The organism is Saccharicrinis sp. GN24d3 (genome assembly GCF_052400645.1).
Taxonomy (GTDB): domain Bacteria; phylum Bacteroidota; class Bacteroidia; order Bacteroidales; family Marinilabiliaceae; genus Saccharicrinis.
In genome coordinates this window covers 52091-70951 of sequence record NZ_JBQTGI010000009.1, presented here as the reverse complement: position 1 = coordinate 70951, position 18861 = coordinate 52091, and the positions used below count along the sequence as shown (strand labels likewise).

General features: G+C 40.0%; 17 protein-coding genes and 1 tRNA gene. 5 read left to right on the top strand and 13 right to left on the bottom strand.

Features of this window, described 5'->3' with window-relative positions; translation table 11 throughout:
- Positions 1 to 92: 92 nt before the first annotated feature.
- Together ACT29I_RS12055 and ACT29I_RS12050 are read right to left on the bottom strand one after the other, a co-directional pair.
- Positions 93 to 1562 carry an aminotransferase class V-fold PLP-dependent enzyme gene (locus ACT29I_RS12055; RefSeq protein WP_430931909.1) on the bottom strand — a complete coding sequence of 490 codons (1470 nt, stop codon included), beginning with the start codon at positions 1560 to 1562 and terminating at the stop codon, positions 93 to 95.
- A gap of 93 nt (positions 1563 to 1655) precedes the next feature.
- Positions 1656 to 2348: a DNA alkylation repair protein gene (locus tag ACT29I_RS12050; RefSeq protein WP_444793560.1), complete on the bottom strand. Its 693-nt coding sequence runs from the start codon at positions 2346 to 2348 to the stop codon at positions 1656 to 1658.
- A 133-nt stretch (positions 2349 to 2481) separates the two neighbouring features.
- On the opposite strand from ACT29I_RS12050, the gene ACT29I_RS12045 reads away from it, so the two are divergent.
- From ACT29I_RS12045 to arsC, 4 genes are all read left to right on the top strand, one after another.
- Positions 2482 to 2557: transfer RNA gene (locus tag ACT29I_RS12045), tRNA-His, on the top strand.
- Between the two features lie 443 nt (positions 2558 to 3000).
- Positions 3001 to 4386 (top strand): tetratricopeptide repeat protein, encoded by a 1386-nt coding sequence (locus tag ACT29I_RS12040; RefSeq protein WP_444793559.1) that lies wholly within the window; start codon positions 3001 to 3003, stop codon positions 4384 to 4386.
- Between the two features lie 54 nt (positions 4387 to 4440).
- Positions 4441 to 5539, top strand: a protein-coding gene (gene prfB / locus ACT29I_RS12035) for a peptide chain release factor 2 (RefSeq protein ID WP_444793558.1) whose coding sequence is annotated in 2 segments (ribosomal slippage) — positions 4441 to 4503 and positions 4505 to 5539 — 1098 coding nt in all. Because the reading frame shifts where the segments join, the coding sequence is not laid out codon by codon here.
- A 206-nt stretch (positions 5540 to 5745) separates the two neighbouring features.
- Positions 5746 to 6087: an arsenate reductase (glutaredoxin) gene (gene arsC, locus ACT29I_RS12030; RefSeq protein ID WP_430931901.1), complete on the top strand. Its 342-nt coding sequence runs from the start codon at positions 5746 to 5748 to the stop codon at positions 6085 to 6087.
- 342 nt (positions 6088 to 6429) lie between these two features.
- Here arsC and ACT29I_RS12025 read toward each other — a convergent pair whose 3' ends face one another.
- Positions 6430 to 7443: a glycosyltransferase family protein gene (locus ACT29I_RS12025; RefSeq protein ID WP_430931899.1), complete on the bottom strand. Its 1014-nt coding sequence runs from the start codon at positions 7441 to 7443 to the stop codon at positions 6430 to 6432.
- Between the two features lie 21 nt (positions 7444 to 7464).
- Positions 7465 to 8337 carry a UDP-2,3-diacylglucosamine diphosphatase gene (locus tag ACT29I_RS12020; protein ID WP_430931897.1) on the bottom strand — a complete coding sequence of 291 codons (873 nt, stop codon included), beginning with the start codon at positions 8335 to 8337 and terminating at the stop codon, positions 7465 to 7467.
- Between the two features lie 247 nt (positions 8338 to 8584).
- Between ACT29I_RS12020 and ACT29I_RS12015 the strand changes: the two genes are divergently transcribed.
- Positions 8585 to 9028 (top strand): DMT family transporter, encoded by a 444-nt coding sequence (locus tag ACT29I_RS12015; RefSeq protein WP_430931895.1) that lies wholly within the window; start codon positions 8585 to 8587, stop codon positions 9026 to 9028.
- An 83-nt stretch (positions 9029 to 9111) separates the two neighbouring features.
- Here the strand turns inward: ACT29I_RS12015 and ACT29I_RS12010 are convergent, their stop codons facing one another.
- The 9 genes from ACT29I_RS12010 to ACT29I_RS11970 all read right to left on the bottom strand — a co-directional run bounded on the left by ACT29I_RS12010 (position 9112) and on the right by ACT29I_RS11970 (position 18857).
- Complete coding sequence (locus tag ACT29I_RS12010) at positions 9112 to 9828, bottom strand: LytR/AlgR family response regulator transcription factor (protein WP_430931893.1); 717 nt, start codon at positions 9826 to 9828, stop codon at positions 9112 to 9114.
- Positions 9825 to 11057 (bottom strand): sensor histidine kinase, encoded by a 1233-nt coding sequence (locus ACT29I_RS12005; RefSeq protein WP_444793557.1) that lies wholly within the window; start codon positions 11055 to 11057, stop codon positions 9825 to 9827. Before ACT29I_RS12005 ends, ACT29I_RS12010 begins: the two co-directional genes overlap by 4 nt.
- The gene (locus ACT29I_RS12000) at positions 11017 to 12795 is read right to left on the bottom strand and encodes an FAD-binding protein (protein WP_430931889.1); all 1779 of its coding nucleotides are present in this window, start codon (positions 12793 to 12795) and stop codon (positions 11017 to 11019) included. Before ACT29I_RS12000 ends, ACT29I_RS12005 begins: the two co-directional genes overlap by 41 nt.
- Positions 12788 to 13513: a ferric reductase-like transmembrane domain-containing protein gene (locus ACT29I_RS11995; protein ID WP_430931887.1), complete on the bottom strand. Its 726-nt coding sequence runs from the start codon at positions 13511 to 13513 to the stop codon at positions 12788 to 12790. The genes ACT29I_RS12000 and ACT29I_RS11995 overlap by 8 nt, the downstream gene beginning before the upstream one ends.
- On the bottom strand, positions 13435 to 13650 hold the full coding sequence (locus tag ACT29I_RS11990) for a 4Fe-4S dicluster domain-containing protein (protein ID WP_430931885.1): 216 nt from the start codon (positions 13648 to 13650) through the stop codon (positions 13435 to 13437). Before ACT29I_RS11990 ends, ACT29I_RS11995 begins: the two co-directional genes overlap by 79 nt.
- 495 nt (positions 13651 to 14145) lie before the next feature.
- Positions 14146 to 15933 carry a carbohydrate-binding domain-containing protein gene (locus tag ACT29I_RS11985; protein ID WP_444793556.1) on the bottom strand — a complete coding sequence of 596 codons (1788 nt, stop codon included), beginning with the start codon at positions 15931 to 15933 and terminating at the stop codon, positions 14146 to 14148.
- Between the two features lie 33 nt (positions 15934 to 15966).
- Positions 15967 to 17358: a CotH kinase family protein gene (locus tag ACT29I_RS11980; protein WP_444793555.1), complete on the bottom strand. Its 1392-nt coding sequence runs from the start codon at positions 17356 to 17358 to the stop codon at positions 15967 to 15969.
- Between the two features lie 53 nt (positions 17359 to 17411).
- Entirely contained in the window at positions 17412 to 18071 is a 660-nt protein-coding gene (locus ACT29I_RS11975) for a DUF2490 domain-containing protein (RefSeq protein ID WP_430931879.1), read from the bottom strand.
- A gap of 72 nt (positions 18072 to 18143) precedes the next feature.
- Positions 18144 to 18857 carry a DUF4956 domain-containing protein gene (locus tag ACT29I_RS11970; protein WP_430931877.1) on the bottom strand — a complete coding sequence of 238 codons (714 nt, stop codon included), beginning with the start codon at positions 18855 to 18857 and terminating at the stop codon, positions 18144 to 18146.
- Between the last annotated feature and the right edge of the window lie 4 nt (positions 18858 to 18861).

Genomic DNA, 18861 nt, shown 5'->3' with positions numbered 1-18861 from the left:
AATTTGTTTTTAGTAAGATCGGCAGGCATTAATGCATGAGACCATAAAGCTATAAAAATTATAGCGCCAACAAAAAATGTTATGACTGAAACTTACAAATTATACCATGAATCGTAATATGACGGTTCTTTTACGCTTGTTCCTTTATGAAAATATTCATTTTTTGCACAAACATATTCATAGTCCTTTTCCCATTCGCGGGCATTTTCCGCCACTTGTTTTACTGCTTCAATAATATAGTCTATTTCTTCTTCCGAGGTGGTAGGGTGCACCGACAAGCGAACCCAACCTGGTTTTTCTGACAGATCGCCCTTGTTGATTTTACTGGTTATTTTGTTTGAAGTATAATAATTCACGTGAAGTAAATAGTGTCCGTAGGTACCTGCGCAAGAGCAACCTCCGCGTACCTGAATGCCAAAAAAGTCGTTTAGGAGACGTACCACAAGGTTAAAATGTAAACCATCCAGATAAAAGGATATGGCGGCGATACGATCATCCATGTTGTTGGCCAGGATATTCATCCCGGGAATCTTCCTGAAAGCCTTTAATATTTTAGCTACCTGATCCTCTTCCCGTTCCCGCATCTTTTGGCAGTTCATTTCTTCTTTCAGCCTTACACATAGTGCGGCCTTTATCGATTGCAAAAAACCCGGTGTCCCGCCGTCTTCACGGGCTTCAATATCGTCGACGTACCTGTATTTCCCCCAGCGATTTGTCCAGTCCACCGTACCGCCTCCGGAATTATCGGGCGCTTGGTTATGATAAATGGATCTATTGAACACCAATACTCCGGAGCTACCCGGGCCACCCAAAAACTTATGCGGTGAAAAAAAAATGGCGTCAAGCCCCATCAAAGGATCCTCAGGATGCATATTTATATTTATATAAGGGGCAGAAGCCGCAAAATCCACAAAACAAAACCCTCCATTTTGATGCATTATTTTGGCCAACTCAAAATAGGGCACCTCAATACCGGTTACATTGGAACAAGCTGAGAAAGAACCAATTTTCAGGGTCCTGTTTTCGTATTTAACAATTTCTTTTTTTAGAGATTCAGGGTCCACCAATAATTCATCGTTGGGCTCCAACACCACCACATCAGCAGTAGACTCCAACCATGAAGTATGATTTGAATGATGCTCCATATGGGTAATGAATACGACCGGACGATGCTCCGGAGGAATATTATAGTATTGCTTAGCCTGCTCGGGAACTCTCATTCCCATAATTCGCTGCAGCTTATTCACAACGGATGTCATGCCCGAACCGGCGGTTATGATAATATCATCATCGCCGGCATTCACATGCTTCTTGATAATCTGATGGGATTGCTTATAAATATTGGTCATAATCATACCGGTATCGCTCGATTCGGAATGGGTATTGGCGACCATCGGGCCTATCTTCTCTTTTAGCACATCCTCAATAGGACCATAAAGTCGTCCGCTTGCAATCCAATCCGCATACAAAAGAGGTTTCAACCCCAAAGGCGTTTCAATTTGGGCATTAAAACCGATGGTGTTTTCTCTGAATTTTTTAAAATGCGATTCGTACCTTAACATGTCATATATGATTTGCCTCTAAAGATATACATGCATACGCTATAAAAAACTGACTTTTGTTACCTGGCATGTACGCCAAATGGTTATGCCAAATTATAGGCTGCTGTCTTTTAAAAATTTTATTTCCGTTTGAACATCTTCTATCAGCCAGGCGCAGTTTGGGTGTTTTTTCACGTGATCCACGAACTGATCAACACTATTCATGAAAGCATTTGATTTCCTGCACAATTGCCTTAAGAATCGCCCCTGAACCCTTAATGTGAATTTATCGGTGGCCATAAAGCTTTGTTCCATCAGATCAAGATATTTGTTCATCTCCGATTCATCCATTTCACCCCCCCGTTGCAGAAAAACAGCCAAGCCCGTCCAAACTGAATCTTTCAGGTGTTTGTTATTCCCCTTCAGCCAACTTTCAGCCGTATTCTTAATTTCGGGCATTCGCCACAACAAATTGGCTCCCAACTGTTCGGCAATTTCGTTTTGCCCCAATAATAACGCCCAATCTTCAATCCTCTTTTTGTTATCGGATATATTGTCTGCGATCAACGTGGCCAGAATCATCGTTTCCCTAATTTCGCGATGCCATAGGCGATCCGCCAATTCATTGTCGCCACTATATTGTTTTGCCATATTTCGAAGCCATAAAACACTGGCACCATAATTAACGCGATATTCCAGTCCATGCTCCTTCATTTGGATCGAAACATCTCCGTCCATCAGTTTATTTAAACGTCGAATTATATCATCTACTTTACCGGAAGTATCGTCTTGCAAATAAAACTTCATTTTTTATTATATTATAATCGGCTAAAATTCAACCACAAATCTTACGGGGGTACAATTTTATTCATTTTTTTAAAGAAAACGTTTGCAAATCTAGTTTTTTTAATGTTATCTTTGCATCGCTTTTAGCGAAAATGGTGATTGTAGCTCAGTTGGTTAGAGCGCTGGATTGTGGTTCCAGAGGTCGCCGGTTCGAGACCGGTCTTTCACCCAAAACAAAAAACGCAGCTTTCAATTTGAAAGCTGCGTTTTTTGTTTAACAGGGATTTTATCCGGGCATACAAGCCAACACTTACAAAGGGAAAGTCCTTAATTTAAATTCAATTTAACAACTCCTTACAATCGTCCGACATTGATTTAAATAATACGGTCTATTGACTTCCTCAAAAAACCGTCATACATTTGAATACTTGACGAGTAAGATTCGGCATTGATTGCACAACCAACCCAATGACAAAGAACAAGGTAGCTTTTTAAGCTACCTTGTTGCATTTAAACAAAGCGCTATATCCAATTGAACAAATGGTATAATATCTCTTTTTTATTATATTGCCCTCCCTAAAATTCAAAGTGCAATATGAGACCTATCCAATATCATATGACAATGTGTTTATTGATATTACTTTTGAGCACCCATACTGTTGCTCAAAACGTTATGGATAAAATATCGAAACTTGAAAAAGCGGTATTTACCATATCTTCGTTCGATAAAAACGAAAACGAAATTAGATCCCGAACGGGATTTTTTATCAGCAACGATGGTATTGCACTAGCACCTTCCAACATCTTTTTAGATTCCGACTCTGTTTCGCTTACATTGAGAAATGGCAGAAAGTACAAAATCGCCAGAATTATATCATCCCATAAGATGGCCAACCTCACCATGTTCAAAGCGTTTGACCATAGAGAAAAAGGTTTTGATTATATTATCCCGTCTCAAAGCACTGAAAATGAAAATAGCGAAGTTCTTATATTTAGCGACCCAAAGGAGGCGCAAGGGGGGATAAGCCTGGGAGTGGTTACCCAGGTATTTCAGGCACCCTACCTCGACAGGCTCGTAGGGATAAACTCCGATTTCGGCGAACGATCGACAGGGGCTCCGGTTATCAATGACGCAGGTGAACTGATTGGGGTAGCCAAGTTTTTAAAAAAAGGCAGAAAACACTTGTTTGCAAGCACGCATATTTTAAATGATTCGCTTTGGATAAATCATTTGGCAACAGAAACCTGGAAGACGCGTAACGAACAGAACAATATTGAGCTGCACCCATATATGTTTGATGGTATTGCTTACTTTATACATTCTGATTGGGTGGAGGCAGCAAGAAATTTCACTTCCTATTTAAAGAACGACACTACTAATATTGCGGCATATATACTCCGGGGAGAGGCCCGAAGGCAATATGAAAATTATATTGGAATGCGCCTGGATTACAATCACGCTAAACGTTTAAATCCGAAGCACTTTCTGATTCATTACTACCAAGCTATGGAATATATCAGAAAAAAGGATGAAAAAAATGCCTTTATAAGCCTGATAGCCAGCATAGAAAACCACGATTATTTTTCGCCTGCACTTATTGAATTTGGATTGCTGGCAGTAAAACTAAGAAACGATTTTGAAACAGCGAAAAAATGTTACGACCAGGCCATAAAGTCAACACCCCTTTATGCAAATGGTTTTTACGAAAGAAGCCGACTTAAAATACAATATTTTAATGACAAGGAAACGGCTATGTATGATATTAGCCAAGCAATCAAACTTAACCATCGCTTGCCCGGGGCTTATTCCATAAGGGGAACCCTGCAAATCCAAACCGAAAATTATATGGAAGCCATAACGGACTTGGATAAAGCTGTTGATATTGACTCTGCCGACACTCATGCACTTTTTAACAGGGGTCTTGCTTATTATAATTTGGGAATGAAGCAAAAATGTTGTAAAGACTGGGACACAGCCGGACAAATGGGACACTATAAGTCCATTAAATACTTGTCGAGATATTGTAACAAAACCCCTTTAAGAAGAGATGATAGATAACATTTACATGTCAGCTAATTAAAAAAAGACTAAATTTGCCGCAAAATTAATATCATGACAACAATTGAACAGCTAAAAGATTTAGCGGGACGCCAGCTGGCGTTAAGGAGGTATCTTTGACATCGATCGGAAGAAGATTGAAATAGAGGAAGAGGAAATGCGCTCGCAAGCGCCCGATTTTTGGGATGATGCAAAGGCCGCTGAAGTGCACATGAAAATGCTACGTGAGCTGAAGTCATGGGTTAAAGACTATGAAGAGATTGAAACCCAAATGGAGGACATCAACGTTCTGTTCGACTTTTTAAAGGAAGGCGAAGCTCAACAGGAAGAGATCGATGAGTTATTTGCCGACACCCTGAAAAAAACCGAAGCCTTAGAGCTTAAAAACATGCTTCGCAGAAAAGAGGACCAGCTAGGAGCCGTACTTAAAATCAATGCAGGCGCAGGAGGTACTGAAAGCCAGGACTGGGCAGAAATGCTCATGAGAATGTATATTCGCTGGGGCGAGAAACACAAATACAAGGTAAAGGAAGTAAATTACCAACCGGGTGATGACGCGGGTATCAAAACCGTAACGCTCCAGTTTGAGGGAGATTTTGCCTATGGCTATTTAAAAAGTGAGAATGGGGTACACCGGTTGGTTCGTCTGTCCCCATTTAATGCGGCCAACAAAAGGATGACGTCATTTTCATCCGTATTTATCACTCCACTGATTGACGATACCATTGAAATTGAGATAAACCCTTCGGAGATTACCTGGGAGACTTTCCGTTCGGGTGGTGCCGGTGGCCAGAATGTGAACAAAGTAGAAACCGGTGTTAGATTGCGTCATGCACCAACGGGCATTATCATTGAAAACACAGAGTCGCGTTCGCAGCTCGGCAACAAGGAAAATGCAATGCGCCTTTTAAAATCGCAATTGTATGAGATGGAGTTGCGCAAACGTATGGAAGAGCAGAATAAGATTGAGAGCAACAAGTTGAAGATTGAGTGGGGCTCACAGATACGTTCATATGTTTTCCAGCCGTACAAAATGGTTAAAGATTTACGCACCAACGTGGAAACTTCCAATGTTCAGGCCGTCATGGATGGCGATATTGATATGTTTACCAAAGCCTATTTAATGGAATTTAGCGGAAAAAAGGAAGAGTAACTAAAGATAATTGCCATGCAATATTTATTTGATCATTTACAGATTAATCAGATTAGAGGGACTTAAATTATGAAACTAAAACCTGAGTGAATTCTTGTAATACCGAGTGCTCATTCTCCCTGTGTAAAAATATCAAACAGGGTAAATATTCAAAGTAGTATAATCCCAAGACAACAGAAGTAAAAAACCAATATATATATATATTTATGATTACCATGCTTCACAACCCAAGGTGCTCAAAAAGCCGCTTGGGGCTGGAATACCTAAAAGAAAAGGGAATTACTCCTATTATTGTAAAATATTTGGATACGCCGTTGAATTACGAAGAGCTTAAGCAAATATTGCAAAAGCTAGACATGAAACCAATGGATTTAATCCGAACTAACGAAGCCTATTTCAAAAAAGAAATCAAAGGAAAGGATTTCTCGGATGAGGAATTGATTCATGCCATGGTTGAAAACCCAAAATTGATTGAGCGCCCTATCGTTATCAATGGCCCCAAAGCTATTGTGGGAAGACCGGCCGAAAAAATTGACGAAATATTATAACTGTGCCCATTTGATGGGGAACGAATAACCCGTGCGACGGTAGCGTATAATTGATTTGCGGCTAGCTTTAAAAGATAATAAGGGTATGGTTTCAGTCGTACCCTTTGGTTTATTTAATAGTTGAATTGAGTGCAGTTCCAATCCAGTAGCTTTGCTATTTACGTTATACCACAAATAAACCTATCTTTTTTTACTTATCGCCCTTGTTACCTGCCAAAATTGAGCCAGCATCGGTCTTCACCTTAGATTCAGGATTTTTTTTCGTTTAACTATCTGATTCTAACAATAACAATCCTAAAAACCAAATGACTGATTTGAAGACAATTAAAGACCCCATCATACTTAAGCAAAAACCGGTTCTTCAAGTTTAATTACGTGGGCTTTAACAATAGACGATATTATCCAATGCGTATCATCGGCGTAATTTACATCAACAATCTCGTTGCTCTTTAGCCAAGTCCTAAACGATTGTTCATCTACCTGATTTAATGTACCGTAAACCGGTACTCCCATTGATTTCAACATAGCGGCGTTACATTGTTGCTCGTATTGTCCTGTCATCGGCAAAACACAAAGCTTCTTTTTCAGGAACAAAGCCTCAGCAGGCGTTTCGAAACCTGCATTGCACAACACCCCCTTGGACGAAACCATGCTATTTACAAACCCCTTTTTATCAACAGGTTGTACACTTACATTCATACGAGTGAACGGAGATTTATTATGCTTGGAATAAACTTGCCAGTTGACCTCATCGTATTTTAAAAGAAAATCGACTATGGCTTCGTCGGAATAGGCGGGCAAATAAACTGTAAAATGATTGTTCTCACTTGGCACAACAGCCCTAATATCTTTTCGAATAACCGGAGTAAAAAAACCATCCCCCAAACTTTTAAAATGAAATCCGTAATTAAGGTGGGTTGGTGCATAATATTTCAGTATAGACCTGCCCACCAAGCTCCTTACCATAGGTTTTGGAGCTAACTTGTGCAATACCGCCGCTTGGTGCGAAACCCCGATACAGTGTTTAGTCTTTAATTTACAGGCCCAGGCAACAACGGGTTCAAAATCATTGATCACCAAGTCGTAATCGTGTACCGGGACCTTTAAAATCTCCATTATTAGGTTAGGGATACTAATATTCCTGCATGTCTTTAAAAAGTCGACCCCTCCTTTTTTTCCAAAAATAAAGCTGGCGCCATGAAATCGATACTTAATTTCCCACGGAAGCTGGATATCACTTTGGTTTCCACTTAAGGCAATATCGACTTTACCATATTTTTTTAAGATAGGAAATACCTCAAGCGCACGAGCTACATGTCCATTACCTGTTCCTTGTATGGCATATAAAATCTTCATATCAAAAGTTCTTTGGTTGTGTTAATCGCTAAGAACGTCTCTAAACATCGACTTGAATAATATTTTATCTGAACCCAACAAATAATCTGCGTTCACCTTTCCCGTTTCTTCTTCGGCTACAGCAGCATCCTCATCATTATAATACACCAGTTCCCATTCTTTATTGAAGTACTCAAGTGCCGTCAGGTTCTCTACCCAGTCGCCCGAATTCAGATACATGACAGACCCATGCTCATTTGAAATAACCTTTTTGGCCGGCCAGTGTATATGGCCACATATGGCATATTGATAGTTTTTTTTGATGGCCAGGTCACTCACCGTCTTCTCGAAACGAGTGGTCACCTCAGTTTTTTTGGAGGTTTTGACCATCCTTTTGATATCCCTTGACAACGAAATGCGGCGTTGACCAAACAAAGCTAATAATTCGTTTACCATTTTATTGATAGCAGTAAGAATTGCATATCCAGTAGCTCCCAACTTAGCCAACCACTTGGAGTGATGCATAACCACATCAAAAGCATCTCCATGAAAAATCCAGCTTTTCTTGCCGTCCATATTTAACAACACCTTATTTACAATGGACAAATTTCCAATATCAACACCCACAAAGCGACGCAAGGACTCATCGTGATTACCGATAATGTAATACACTTTAGTGCCCTGTTCCATCATCTTAATAATTTGACGGACAACTTTTAACTGTGGCTTTGGAAAATAAGATTTTGAAAATTGCCAGATATCGATGACATCTCCGTTTAACAATAAAGTCTTCGGCTGAACCGATTTCAGATAGCCTAATAACTCTCTCGATTTGCAGCTACGCGTACCTAGGTGTGTATCGGAAATCACAACAGCCTCAATCTTCCTGGGATTCTTCTTTTGATTTGATCTCATTATTTTATCCAACAATTATTTCAACAAAAATAATTGCCGTACAAAAAGCGACCGTAAACTGAACGCAAAGAAATTGTAAATTAACACCTCCGTGTTAATTTAATGTAACCCCTTACAAATAGGTCAAAACCGATACTTTTTATACATTTATTCAACAGGGAATGGTGCGCACTTTGTCATGCTAAAATGTGTTGGCAGGCTTACCTCAAATATCTATCTTCGTGTTTACAATCTAAAATTACATATTGTGAAATACATATACACGCTTATCGTTTTGTTTATAGGATGTTTTTTGGCCGTTCAAGGAAGTATAAATACGCAATTGACCACCTATTTGAAGCATCCGTTACAGGGTGCGCTGGTCAACTTTTTGGTAGGAACGATTGCCTTGGTGGGGCTTAACTTAGTGTTTAAAACACAGGTACCGGACTGGGGACATATAAAAACTGCTCCCATCTACCTGTTTCTTGGAGGATGCCTGGGTGCCATCTTTGTTTCTTCCGTCATCTTTTTTATTCCTAAGATTGGGGTGACCACAGTTTTGGCAGCGTCCATCGCAGGGCAGTTAATAGCTGCCTCTATCATCGACCACTTTGGTTTCTTTGGCATATCGGTGCAACAGATCACTGCCGGAAAAATTATTGGGATAGTGCTTTTGCTAGGAGGAATTTTTCTAATTCAGAAATATTAGCGGGCCTTGCGCGGAAACAGATTATTAAGTAACCCGGTGACTATTTTCATTATCGCAATAGTCACCCAGTTAATTATAGAGATCTACTTTAAAAAATTATTGTCCAGAAAATCCTGGAATTGTTCTTTGTACTGATCGCTGATGGGGATATAGACTTTGCCATCAAAAACAATGCGGTTACGCTCGATAGTGGAAATTTTTTTCAGATTCACGATAAACGAGCGATGTACCCTCATAAAATCCTGCCCGGGCAAATGCTCCTGCATTTTCTTTATGCTCATCAAAGCCATCACAGGCTTTTGGTTGTCGAGATGAATACGGACGTAATCCCGCATGCCCTCTACATATAATATATCGTTATAATTTATCCTGATAATTTTATACTCCGACTTGATGAACAGAAACTGTTCGTTATTTTGAACCGTTTCCGCCGTTTTTTTATCTGCGAAAAACCGTTGTCTGGTTTTATCTGCCGATTTCAGAAAATCGGAATACCCTATTGGTTTTACCAGATAATCTGCGGCATCTACCTGAAATCCTTCAACGGCATATTCGCGGTAAGCTGTTGTAAATATCACTTTTGGCGGATTACTTAAAGCCTTCACAAAATCCATCCCCGACAGGTCTGGCATATTTATATCCACAAACATCAAGTCAACGGCGTTATCATTTATATACTCCATTGCCTTTATGGCATTCGTAAAACTACCCTGCAACTCCAGGTATGGAGTCATCTTTATATATCCTTCTATTTGCCTTAGCGCCAAAGGCTCGTCATCAATGGCTATGCATGTTATCATAACGGTACGTTTAAATTTACGGCAAACAGCTTATCGTCTGGAAGTTTGCCGATTTCCAGCTTGTAATTCTTACCATAAATTAGTTCTAACCTATTCCTGGCATTTTCCACTCCGACCCCAGAATTGGCATCGGCCGTTTTTCTATCATACACTTTATTAATAATATCAAACGTCATCCTACCCTTTTCAAAGGAAAAAGAAATACGCACAAAGCTAGGTTCTGTATAACTGATGCCATGTTTAAATGCATTTTCGATATATGATATCGTCAGTAAGGGCGGGATCGAGACAGGCGGTAAGACTTCAGGGATAACCAGCTCCACTTCCACTTCATCGGTAAAACGAATTTTCATCAGCTCAATATAACTCGTGATAAATTCCATTTCCTTTTTCAATGGCACCTTGTCTGTTTTTGATTCATAGAGCATATAGCCCATCATTCGGGACAATTTGATGATGGCTTCTTTGGCTTCCTCGGTGCTAATATCCACCAATGCATGAATATTATTAAGTGTATTCATGAAAAAATGCGGACTGATTTGGTTCTGCAAAAAAGCCATCTTGTTTTCCACATTTTCTTTTTCCAATTTAATTTTGGTTTGCTCCGAATCCAACCACTTGGTTGAAAACTTCAATCCAGTATCGAAACCTAACAACAGTATTGTTAGCATGAATAAATTGGCATATGGGGGAATAAATTCCCTAGGCGGCCTCATTAATCGCTGTTCATCCATCGCCCTTGCTGACCCTGGCATATCTGGTCTTTCAACACCTCTGTGCGATCTTTCCATAGTTAGCGGATCTTCGTACTCAATCCTTTCCCGCTCATCGGATTGAAGATACACCTCGCGGACATACATAATGCATCCAAACACCAAAAAAATTGCCGCCAGGGAGATGAAATATTTAATACGTTTGTTTTTAAAATACAGGTGTGGCAACAATATCATTCTATTGATCAGGAATATCAAGAATACAATTCCGTACTCAATCCAAATTCGAATAATGTGATCCCAGTTAATTATTCCATCTCTATGTTCCCCAAACATAAGTGGGATGATAAATATCAATACCCATACAAAAATGGTTATGATTTGCTGAAATCTTCCTATTCTAAGTTTTATCATTTGGGGAATTTGTTTTTCTTCAGGCTCTATCTGATATTCAAATGTATTAAAAAATTTTATTTCACCCTTTAAAAGGTTGTTTTTCAAACTGCATAATTCCATCTTCTCCCTTATAAATGTTTATCCATGCCCGCCAATTTTCATTGTCAAGCTCAGGATAATCCAAACGATAATGACTGCATCTGCTTTCGGTACGCATTAACGATGCCTTTAATTTCATCTCGGCACTAACAACCATGTTTCTTGTTTCATGGGCCAAACGTAGCTCATGCAAATCAGAAGCTTTCAGCAATGGCAAGTGATGATCCCGCAATTCTTCGACATAAGCCAATGCAGCCCGCATTAAATTTTCTTTTTTAATATAGAGAATAAAATTAGGTATCATAATACCCTGTAAGGTCTGTGTGACCCATGCCGGACTATAACCCGATTTGCGCTCCAACGGTGCTTGAATTTCTTCCAAAATCTCCTTCTTCTTTTGATCGAAGATAGGTTCTGCCGCAACCTTCCCCACATATTCGGCTGCTGCCTCTCCTGCAATTGCTCCCTGCACAGCGGAACCCGCCAAAGACGAACCTATTTGCGTATAAATTGCCCCCGCCATATACGAACCCAGTGCGTCGCCCGCGGCATATAATCCCGGTATATTCGATTCACATTTATCGTTGATAGGTACAAGCCCTTCTGATTTGTGAATGGCCATTCCTGCAGAAGATCCCCCCACAGGGCTACCGCCCATCCCGGGAGGCGGGCCATCCCCTTCTTTACCTCTTCTTTTGTCACCCTCTGGTCCTTTACCCCTACCAGGACCTTTACCTCCACCAGACGGTCGCTCTTTATCATCAGGGCCATGTCCACCTCCAGGACCTTCTTGCGAAATTCCTTCGGGACGGTATGGGCCACCTACTACCTTTGAACTTCTATTAGCCCCCGGAGGGCCCATTACGGCACCACCTCCATTAACATAGGCCATATAATTCAGATCGACCCCCAGGTCGTGACGAATACCTATACTGGTGGTGCTTGGTTTTTGTTCGAACATATTTCCCCAGCCATCATAACATGCCGCAGCATTATCCGATCTCCCGGGATGACCATCGTTCCATTCTTTCCCGGTTACTTTAGCACCTATATTATATGCCATCACGGTTCCATCGTGGGTTAAATCACAAATCGGAAATCCGTTGGGTTTAAAACCGCCGGCTCCTGTACAAAGGATAACACTTTTGGCATTGATAAAATATGTTTTTGCCTCATCAATACTAAAACCGGCCGCTCCAACTATTTTCCCGTTTTGCTTAATCAGATGAGTAATCGTCACTCGTTCGATCACCGAAATGTTCCTTTCCTGTATCGGTTTGCTAAATGATTTGTGGTACAGTGGAGAATCAAAGAAACCCCAATCACGCAACTCTTGCACCCTGGCTTTGGAATGCTCCGCTACTTGTCGGGTATAAACGGGATTATTAGTTCCAATTGCTGAGTGTGAGACTGCTTCCACAAATTCATCGATACTATATTTTGATGTTTGGGCATCATATTCAAAAATACCCTTGGCAAAAGGAGTTTGACCTGAAGAACCCAACCTACCTTTTGATACCATTATCACTTTTGCTCCTGCATCGTGCGCTTTAACCGTTGCAAACAGACCGGCCATACCTCCACCAACTATCAGTACATCTGTGTCCAGCTCTTGCTCGAGCATTTCATCCACCTTAAATTCCGGTTTGTTCTCGGCCCATCCCTCTTGAGAAAAAATCATTGATCCCAAGGCTGCCGCTCCCAATGCACCTCCTGTAATTCCTAGAAATTTACGGCGCGATATATCTTTTTTACACATTACTTTGTCCTCCTTTGTTTGGTTTTGAGAAATATGTTTTTGCCAACAGGAGGATTCCTCCTGTTGCTATAATCACAATAAATGCGGTCATCCAATCACTGGAATGACGCCCTAATTCTATTACATGCCAGGCAGCCAGAACCACAAAAAGGATGGACAGAACCCCATGCAACACCCTCCAACTACTGTAAGTCATTGGTAAACTATTTCTAAATACAGAAGTAAGACCGATAATGAACATCAGAACCCAGGCAATCATTCCAAGCACAACCCCGGTGTTGTTGAAAGACGTGATCAAAGTTAAAAAAGCATCTGAGGGATCAATCCCTGCTTCGAAATACCTTGGGACTACGATCAAAAATGGGTGAACCAGGAGTATCGGAACAAACACGTATCCAATAATCTTGTGTATATTAAGCACCTTACTCATCTTATGGATTTTCAGCATATTTTTATTGGTTCGCGCCAAATAAAACTGCATCAGCATCATTGAAAACGAAACAATAGTTACCACCGAGATAGTTTCCTTTAAAACCCCTCGTTGAGAAGAACCTCCTAATGCCCAGATTAAAATGGGCAATGCTGCGAATATTACGATTGCAACAACTACGTTATATCTTTTTAATAGCTTTTCCATCATCAACCCCATGAAACGATTACTGGTATAGATTTTTCCGGCGATATCGTTATCGCATCTACCGGACAATACATACGACACAAATGACAAATCTGACAGTCGGCCGGATACATGATCACGGCTTTACCCGAACGCTTATCCATTCGAATTACATCGGTAGGACATGTTTTTACACATGTTTCGCAGCCGATACAGCCCTTTATTGTTTTTATTGACATGATATTAGATATTAGATTATTAGTTGAACACGGGGACACAAAGACGCTGCGTTCTTCTCACTTTAATTGCTGTTTATATCTATTTCTACAAACAAACTTAATAATAACCTGTTAACTACTTAAAAGGCAATCGACAGAAGCTGGTATTTTGTCGACCGAACAAAAAAGAACCATTCCAAAGTATCATTAACTCCTGAACGGTTCTTTGTTTGTTTTGATGGTTGTTCAAACAGATTGTGTTGGAAATTCTACTGGCGAAGGTTAAAATATCACTCATAAAGAAAGATGTATTAACCCGATTTATTCATGATTCCTCATGACTAAAACGGGTTAAACAGGTGATTTTTGAACCTATCTTTTAGGTGAGATTTTGGAAGATTACGGCCTATTAATTCAATCCCCCTGAATCTATATTTATCGCAACATCTATATGTACCGCCCCTTTTTCAAGGGGGAAGCACTAATTTTATCGAATTCACCACTTAATGTTCACTTCTAATTTATCGTGGTTACTGTGCTTGAGATAGCAAAGCTAGTATATAGTGAACCAGGGCTATAGGTACCATCGGTGTATAACCCGTCTTCTACCGTACCTGTTGAACTTCCGCCAGTATAAACCTTATAGGTAGTTCCCTTTTCAAGTTCGGCCGAGCATAACACTACGGACTGAAAGGTTTTAATCGTTTTATAGGTCAGCACGCTCTTTCCATCTTCATCTTCAATATGAACCAAAGTACCTGCTGACATTGATGAATTAAAATTTACCAACACAGAATATTGAGTAGATGAAGCCCCTGGAGCCTCGGCCATTTGGGATGATCCGATTGCCAATAAAAAACCTCCATTCATATAGCAGGCTCCATCATAATCCAAAGCACTATTTGAGTTAGCAGATGAACTATTTACCAACATGGTACCTCCATTTATATTCAATTCGTCGTTAGAGTCGAGTCCGTCTCCATCACAATCGATATAAATATAACCTCCGTTGATATTTAAGGCATAATCACTGGATGTTACGGTAGCACTTTTACGTTGTCCGCCAGAAGATCCGCCTCCTGCAGCCACATTAATACCATCATCGCTTGCCTTTATGTAAATATTACCTCCATCAATGGTGATAGCTCCCAAAGCACTCTCCAAGCCTTCGTATGCATCCGTTATATTGATATCACCCGAAGCAATCAGAAGATCGTATTCTGCATGAATCGCATCATCCCCTGCGGCAATCTCGTAAAGTCCATCATAAATTATAAGCTCTCCATCAGAATGCAAAGCATCATCTGCAGCATCCACCGTTATCTCTCCATCATAAATAATTGTACTAACGATAGACTTAATTCCTTTGGCAGACGCATCGGAACTTAAATAGGCATCGCTACCTCCCCCCGAGTAAATTTCTATCTCCCCATCATATATTATCACATCCGTTTCGGCCTGGATGCCATCGCCTCCTGATGTAATATTAAGTACCCCACCTTCAACTGCGATGTATCCTTTGGCGGTGTTTTCGTCGTTATCCGATTTTAATCCGTCGTCTTCGGCATCAACCACAATATTGCCGCCTTTTATAATTAGATAGTCTTTTCCTCGAATCCCGTCATCGACTGCTTCCACACTTATGTTTCCGCTTGCTATAATCAGCCCATCTTTACCTGTGATTCCATCGTTGTAGTTTCCATCCACCGTAAGTTTTCCATCTCCATAGATAGTCAGGTCGTCTTTACTAAAAATGGGAGCATTGGCATCTTCCTCGCTGGAAACATAAGAACTTCCGTCCGATACCTTGTTTTCGGTCCCTTCAGATAATACAATCATGGTTTTCTCTGCCTGCTCCACATATATGGGTGCATTAGATGAACAATTGATATCTACTCCCTTTAAAATCAATCTCACAATAGATTCGTCTTCGGTATCAACAATAATTTGTCCATCCGATAAGGTTCCTGATATTTCGTAGTTCCCTGCCGAACTAATAGTTACAATACTGGCATCTGCCACCGCACCTTCACCGGAAACCACAATAGAACTGCCGTTCAATGTTATCGTTGAAATATCAGAACTATCCCAAACATAATCGGAATCTGCCTCATGGTCAACCACATTCCCGGAATCATCAATTACATCACTGCTGTCATCATCATCATCATCGCTGTCGTCGTCATCGTCGTTATCCGATTCAATTTCCGTATCGGTATCCAAATCGCTGTCGATATCTCTCTCGCATGCTACGGTTAGGCCGATCATCAATAAGCTTATCCAAATAAATTGTATTTTTTTCATTTTTACTGTTGGTTGATTTCTTTATATTATGTTTTAATCCAGATAACTATTCACCGCATCGTTTCTGGTTTGAACGTGTGATTTTAATGTGGAAACGGCACTGTCGAAATATGCATCACTATAAATATAAGTGTACCCAGATTCCTCGGCGTATGCATAATCTTTTATCAGATCATAATAGGTTGAATAGGTATTAATCATATCAGCTGGAACAAATACCTCATCGATAAATTGCTGTAGGTAACCCTCATACGTTTGTTTGTAATCGTCCTGATTGATTAAATAACGGATTAACGGCCAACTACTGCTCACCTCCGACATAGAAAAGCTCAGTGTCCCACTTCGCTTTCCGTTTTGAAACGCTTCGTTGTTATCCCATGGAATCCAAGTCAAAAGATTGTTTTCAGGATTATTATACAGGTAGTAATTATGAGTCATGTTACCGTAGGTATCCCAGTTTTGAATAACTGTGTTGGCAGCCAACCATTTTAGAAAGTTATCTACATCTAAAACACTTTCCAGATTAGTTTTCCAGGTTTCCACATCACTTGTTCGGGTGGCGCTATTGATCACATCATATAAAGCCCTCACATCAGAATAATCTGCTGTTTCCTCATTGGTCTTCAGTTCCATTTCGTCGGTATCATAAGTTCCGCTGGCAAATGAAGCTGCATCACCATCGGGCTTATACAGGTTCCCGGAACCATCGGCAAATTGTGTATCGATCACCGTGTCGTCCACCTCTTCCACCAACGCATACACCCCATAATATTGCGAACCAGAGCCTTTGTTGATATACACTGCACAAAAGGCTGTTTGAGAAGCTGCCAATCCAAACTGACGAAACAAGTCGGCTCCTACTTTCTCTCGCATGAGCGATGCATCGTCGTAATTGTTATTCAGATTAAGTTGTTTAAAACCGTAAAACCGTTGGTTTTTCAGTGCCGGATAATCATCTTCGAACTCATCAAAATCGAGCTTGAAGGATAATTTTTTGTTTCCCGATTGATAGGCAGACTGAAGACTGGAATTACCCTTGTAGCGTATTCCCACATTATACCATTCAATGTCATTAAATTTAAAAGAACACTTATACCAATCTGGGTCGTCAAACGAAGTACTCATACCCGGACGACTACCTCCAGAACTCAATATAGATGACAAGTTGGATTGCATGGATGACCAATCTGAGCTGCTTATTTCGATGTCGAAACGGAGTACCTCGGTCTGATTAAAAACGATAGAGTAATCTGGTTCAACATCGTTACCGTGAGTTATATCTGTCCAATCGGAATAATCCGTTCTATCAACGTCTTCTTCTTCTTCTTCTGTTTCTGTTTCTGTTTCTGTTACCATATCATCATCCCGACAGGCAGAAAAGGTTATAACCGTAAAGGCAAATAGAATTAAAATATGTTTTTTCATGGGACTGATTTTATTAATTAATAAAACTAAATCTGTGTAATTTGTGGACTAACTTAAAACTTGATTTTATATCCGACACTAAGTATATGCTTGTTGCGATATTCGTTGTTATAATAATCGAACTTGTAGCTCAAGCCCACATAGTTCTTTTTAAACAATTTGTAATCTGCCCCAACGGAATATCTCATTTTATATAAAGATGATCCGGAGAGGTCCTGAAACAGTTCGGCAGACGCGGAGGGGGTTAGTTTACACTTTGGGATATTATACTTAAGTCCAACTTTATACCTCAGAAAATCCAAGGCATCATCGTCCTCCTCATCTGCATAGTTGCTATATCTTAACCTAAATGACCCTTCAAACCGATTAAAATCCTTTTCGGCAGTAGCGCTGTACGAAAAACGACTTAAATACTCAGTGTCCTTGTTTTCCCTTTGGTTCGCAATATATCGGTAAGCTGCCCCAAGGGTTAAAAACTTGAATGCCTTGTATTCAAGCTCGGCTTCTATCAGGCTCTTGTCCAGCGTAAAATTTTCATCGAAACGTAATTCAGGTATAATATTGAATTTTACCTTTTTCAAAGGTTTAAAGCTCATTTTAACCGACGTACGGGTTTGAAACTCATTTTCGACTTCTTGTGCTTTGGCGATACTACTTACCATCAACAGGGCAATAAGCAAGTATCCTGGTTTTATATACTTCGTTGGTTTCATAATTTAATTTTCAGAATTATAGTAAAGGATAGCATCTTATTTACAGCTTACACCTAAAGATGCCATCCCTTATCAATTAATGGCTTTTTTTTCCTTTCCGTTTACATTGAAATAGAGGATGATTTCGGCGACGTCTTTCAGGAAATCTATTTTTTGAATTTCATAGCGTTTGATGTTTATTCCTGTTCGTTCTTTTAAGTCTTGTAGAAGGACATCGCTGTTTAAAGCATGGATATTTTCTATTTTCTCGTAGATAAGTCTGACGGATCCTTCCTGCTTTAGCATCAGTCGCTTTTCGAGTACCCAAAGACCAAATACAATTACAAAGTTTGTAATAATCAATTCAGAATAACTTACCTTTTTATTGGCCAACGCATTAATTACAGATATTCCGATAACGATGAACAGATAGGTCATTTCCTTTATGGGGATGGCATCGGTTCTATACCGTATAATTCCAAAAATAGCGAACAGCCCAAGTGCAAATCCTAATTCGAGTTTTACGCTATTGAGCAAAAAGCTTAATAAGAAGACGATAACACCAATGGATAGGTAACTAAAATAAAAGTCTTTCCGTCTGCTGTTTTTGGCATACATAAAATGCACCACCATAAAGATGAGTAGCGTGTTAAAAGCAAAACGAACAATTAGTTCTGTAAAATCGACTACGTTTATTATTTTGATATCCAAAAACCTGAAACCGTCTTCCCACAGCTCAAGTTTTGTTGGAGGATTCGCAATAACATTGCTTTGTATTTTGTCGGCAATGAATTCTAAATTAATCATAGAT

Excerpts from the sequence above, each read along its gene's own strand:
- ACT29I_RS11990 (WP_430931885.1), bottom strand. The coding sequence starts at position 13,650 with ATGTCAATAAAAACAATAAAGGGCTGTATCGGCTGCGAAACATGTGTA.
- ACT29I_RS11970 (WP_430931877.1), bottom strand. The coding sequence starts at position 18,857 with ATGATTAATTTAGAATTCATTGCCGACAAAATACAAAGCAATGTTATT.
- ACT29I_RS11980 (WP_444793555.1), bottom strand. The coding sequence starts at position 17,358 with ATGAAAAAACATATTTTAATTCTATTTGCCTTTACGGTTATAACCTTT.
- arsC (WP_430931901.1), top strand. The coding sequence starts at position 5,746 with ATGATTACCATGCTTCACAACCCAAGGTGCTCAAAAAGCCGCTTGGGG.
- ACT29I_RS12000 (WP_430931889.1), bottom strand. The coding sequence starts at position 12,795 with ATGTGTAAAAAAGATATATCGCGCCGTAAATTTCTAGGAATTACAGGA.
- ACT29I_RS11975 (WP_430931879.1), bottom strand. The coding sequence starts at position 18,071 with ATGAAACCAACGAAGTATATAAAACCAGGATACTTGCTTATTGCCCTG.
- ACT29I_RS12050 (WP_444793560.1), bottom strand. The coding sequence starts at position 2,348 with ATGAAGTTTTATTTGCAAGACGATACTTCCGGTAAAGTAGATGATATA.
- ACT29I_RS11985 (WP_444793556.1), bottom strand. The coding sequence starts at position 15,933 with ATGAAAAAAATACAATTTATTTGGATAAGCTTATTGATGATCGGCCTA.
- ACT29I_RS12005 (WP_444793557.1), bottom strand. The coding sequence starts at position 11,057 with ATGGAATTATGCAGTTTGAAAAACAACCTTTTAAAGGGTGAAATAAAA.
- ACT29I_RS12040 (WP_444793559.1), top strand. The coding sequence starts at position 3,001 with ATGGATAAAATATCGAAACTTGAAAAAGCGGTATTTACCATATCTTCG.
- ACT29I_RS12055 (WP_430931909.1), bottom strand. The coding sequence starts at position 1,562 with ATGTTAAGGTACGAATCGCATTTTAAAAAATTCAGAGAAAACACCATC.
- ACT29I_RS12010 (WP_430931893.1), bottom strand. The coding sequence starts at position 9,828 with ATGATAACATGCATAGCCATTGATGACGAGCCTTTGGCGCTAAGGCAA.
- ACT29I_RS12025 (WP_430931899.1), bottom strand. The coding sequence starts at position 7,443 with ATGAAGATTTTATATGCCATACAAGGAACAGGTAATGGACATGTAGCT.
- ACT29I_RS12020 (WP_430931897.1), bottom strand. The coding sequence starts at position 8,337 with ATGAGATCAAATCAAAAGAAGAATCCCAGGAAGATTGAGGCTGTTGTG.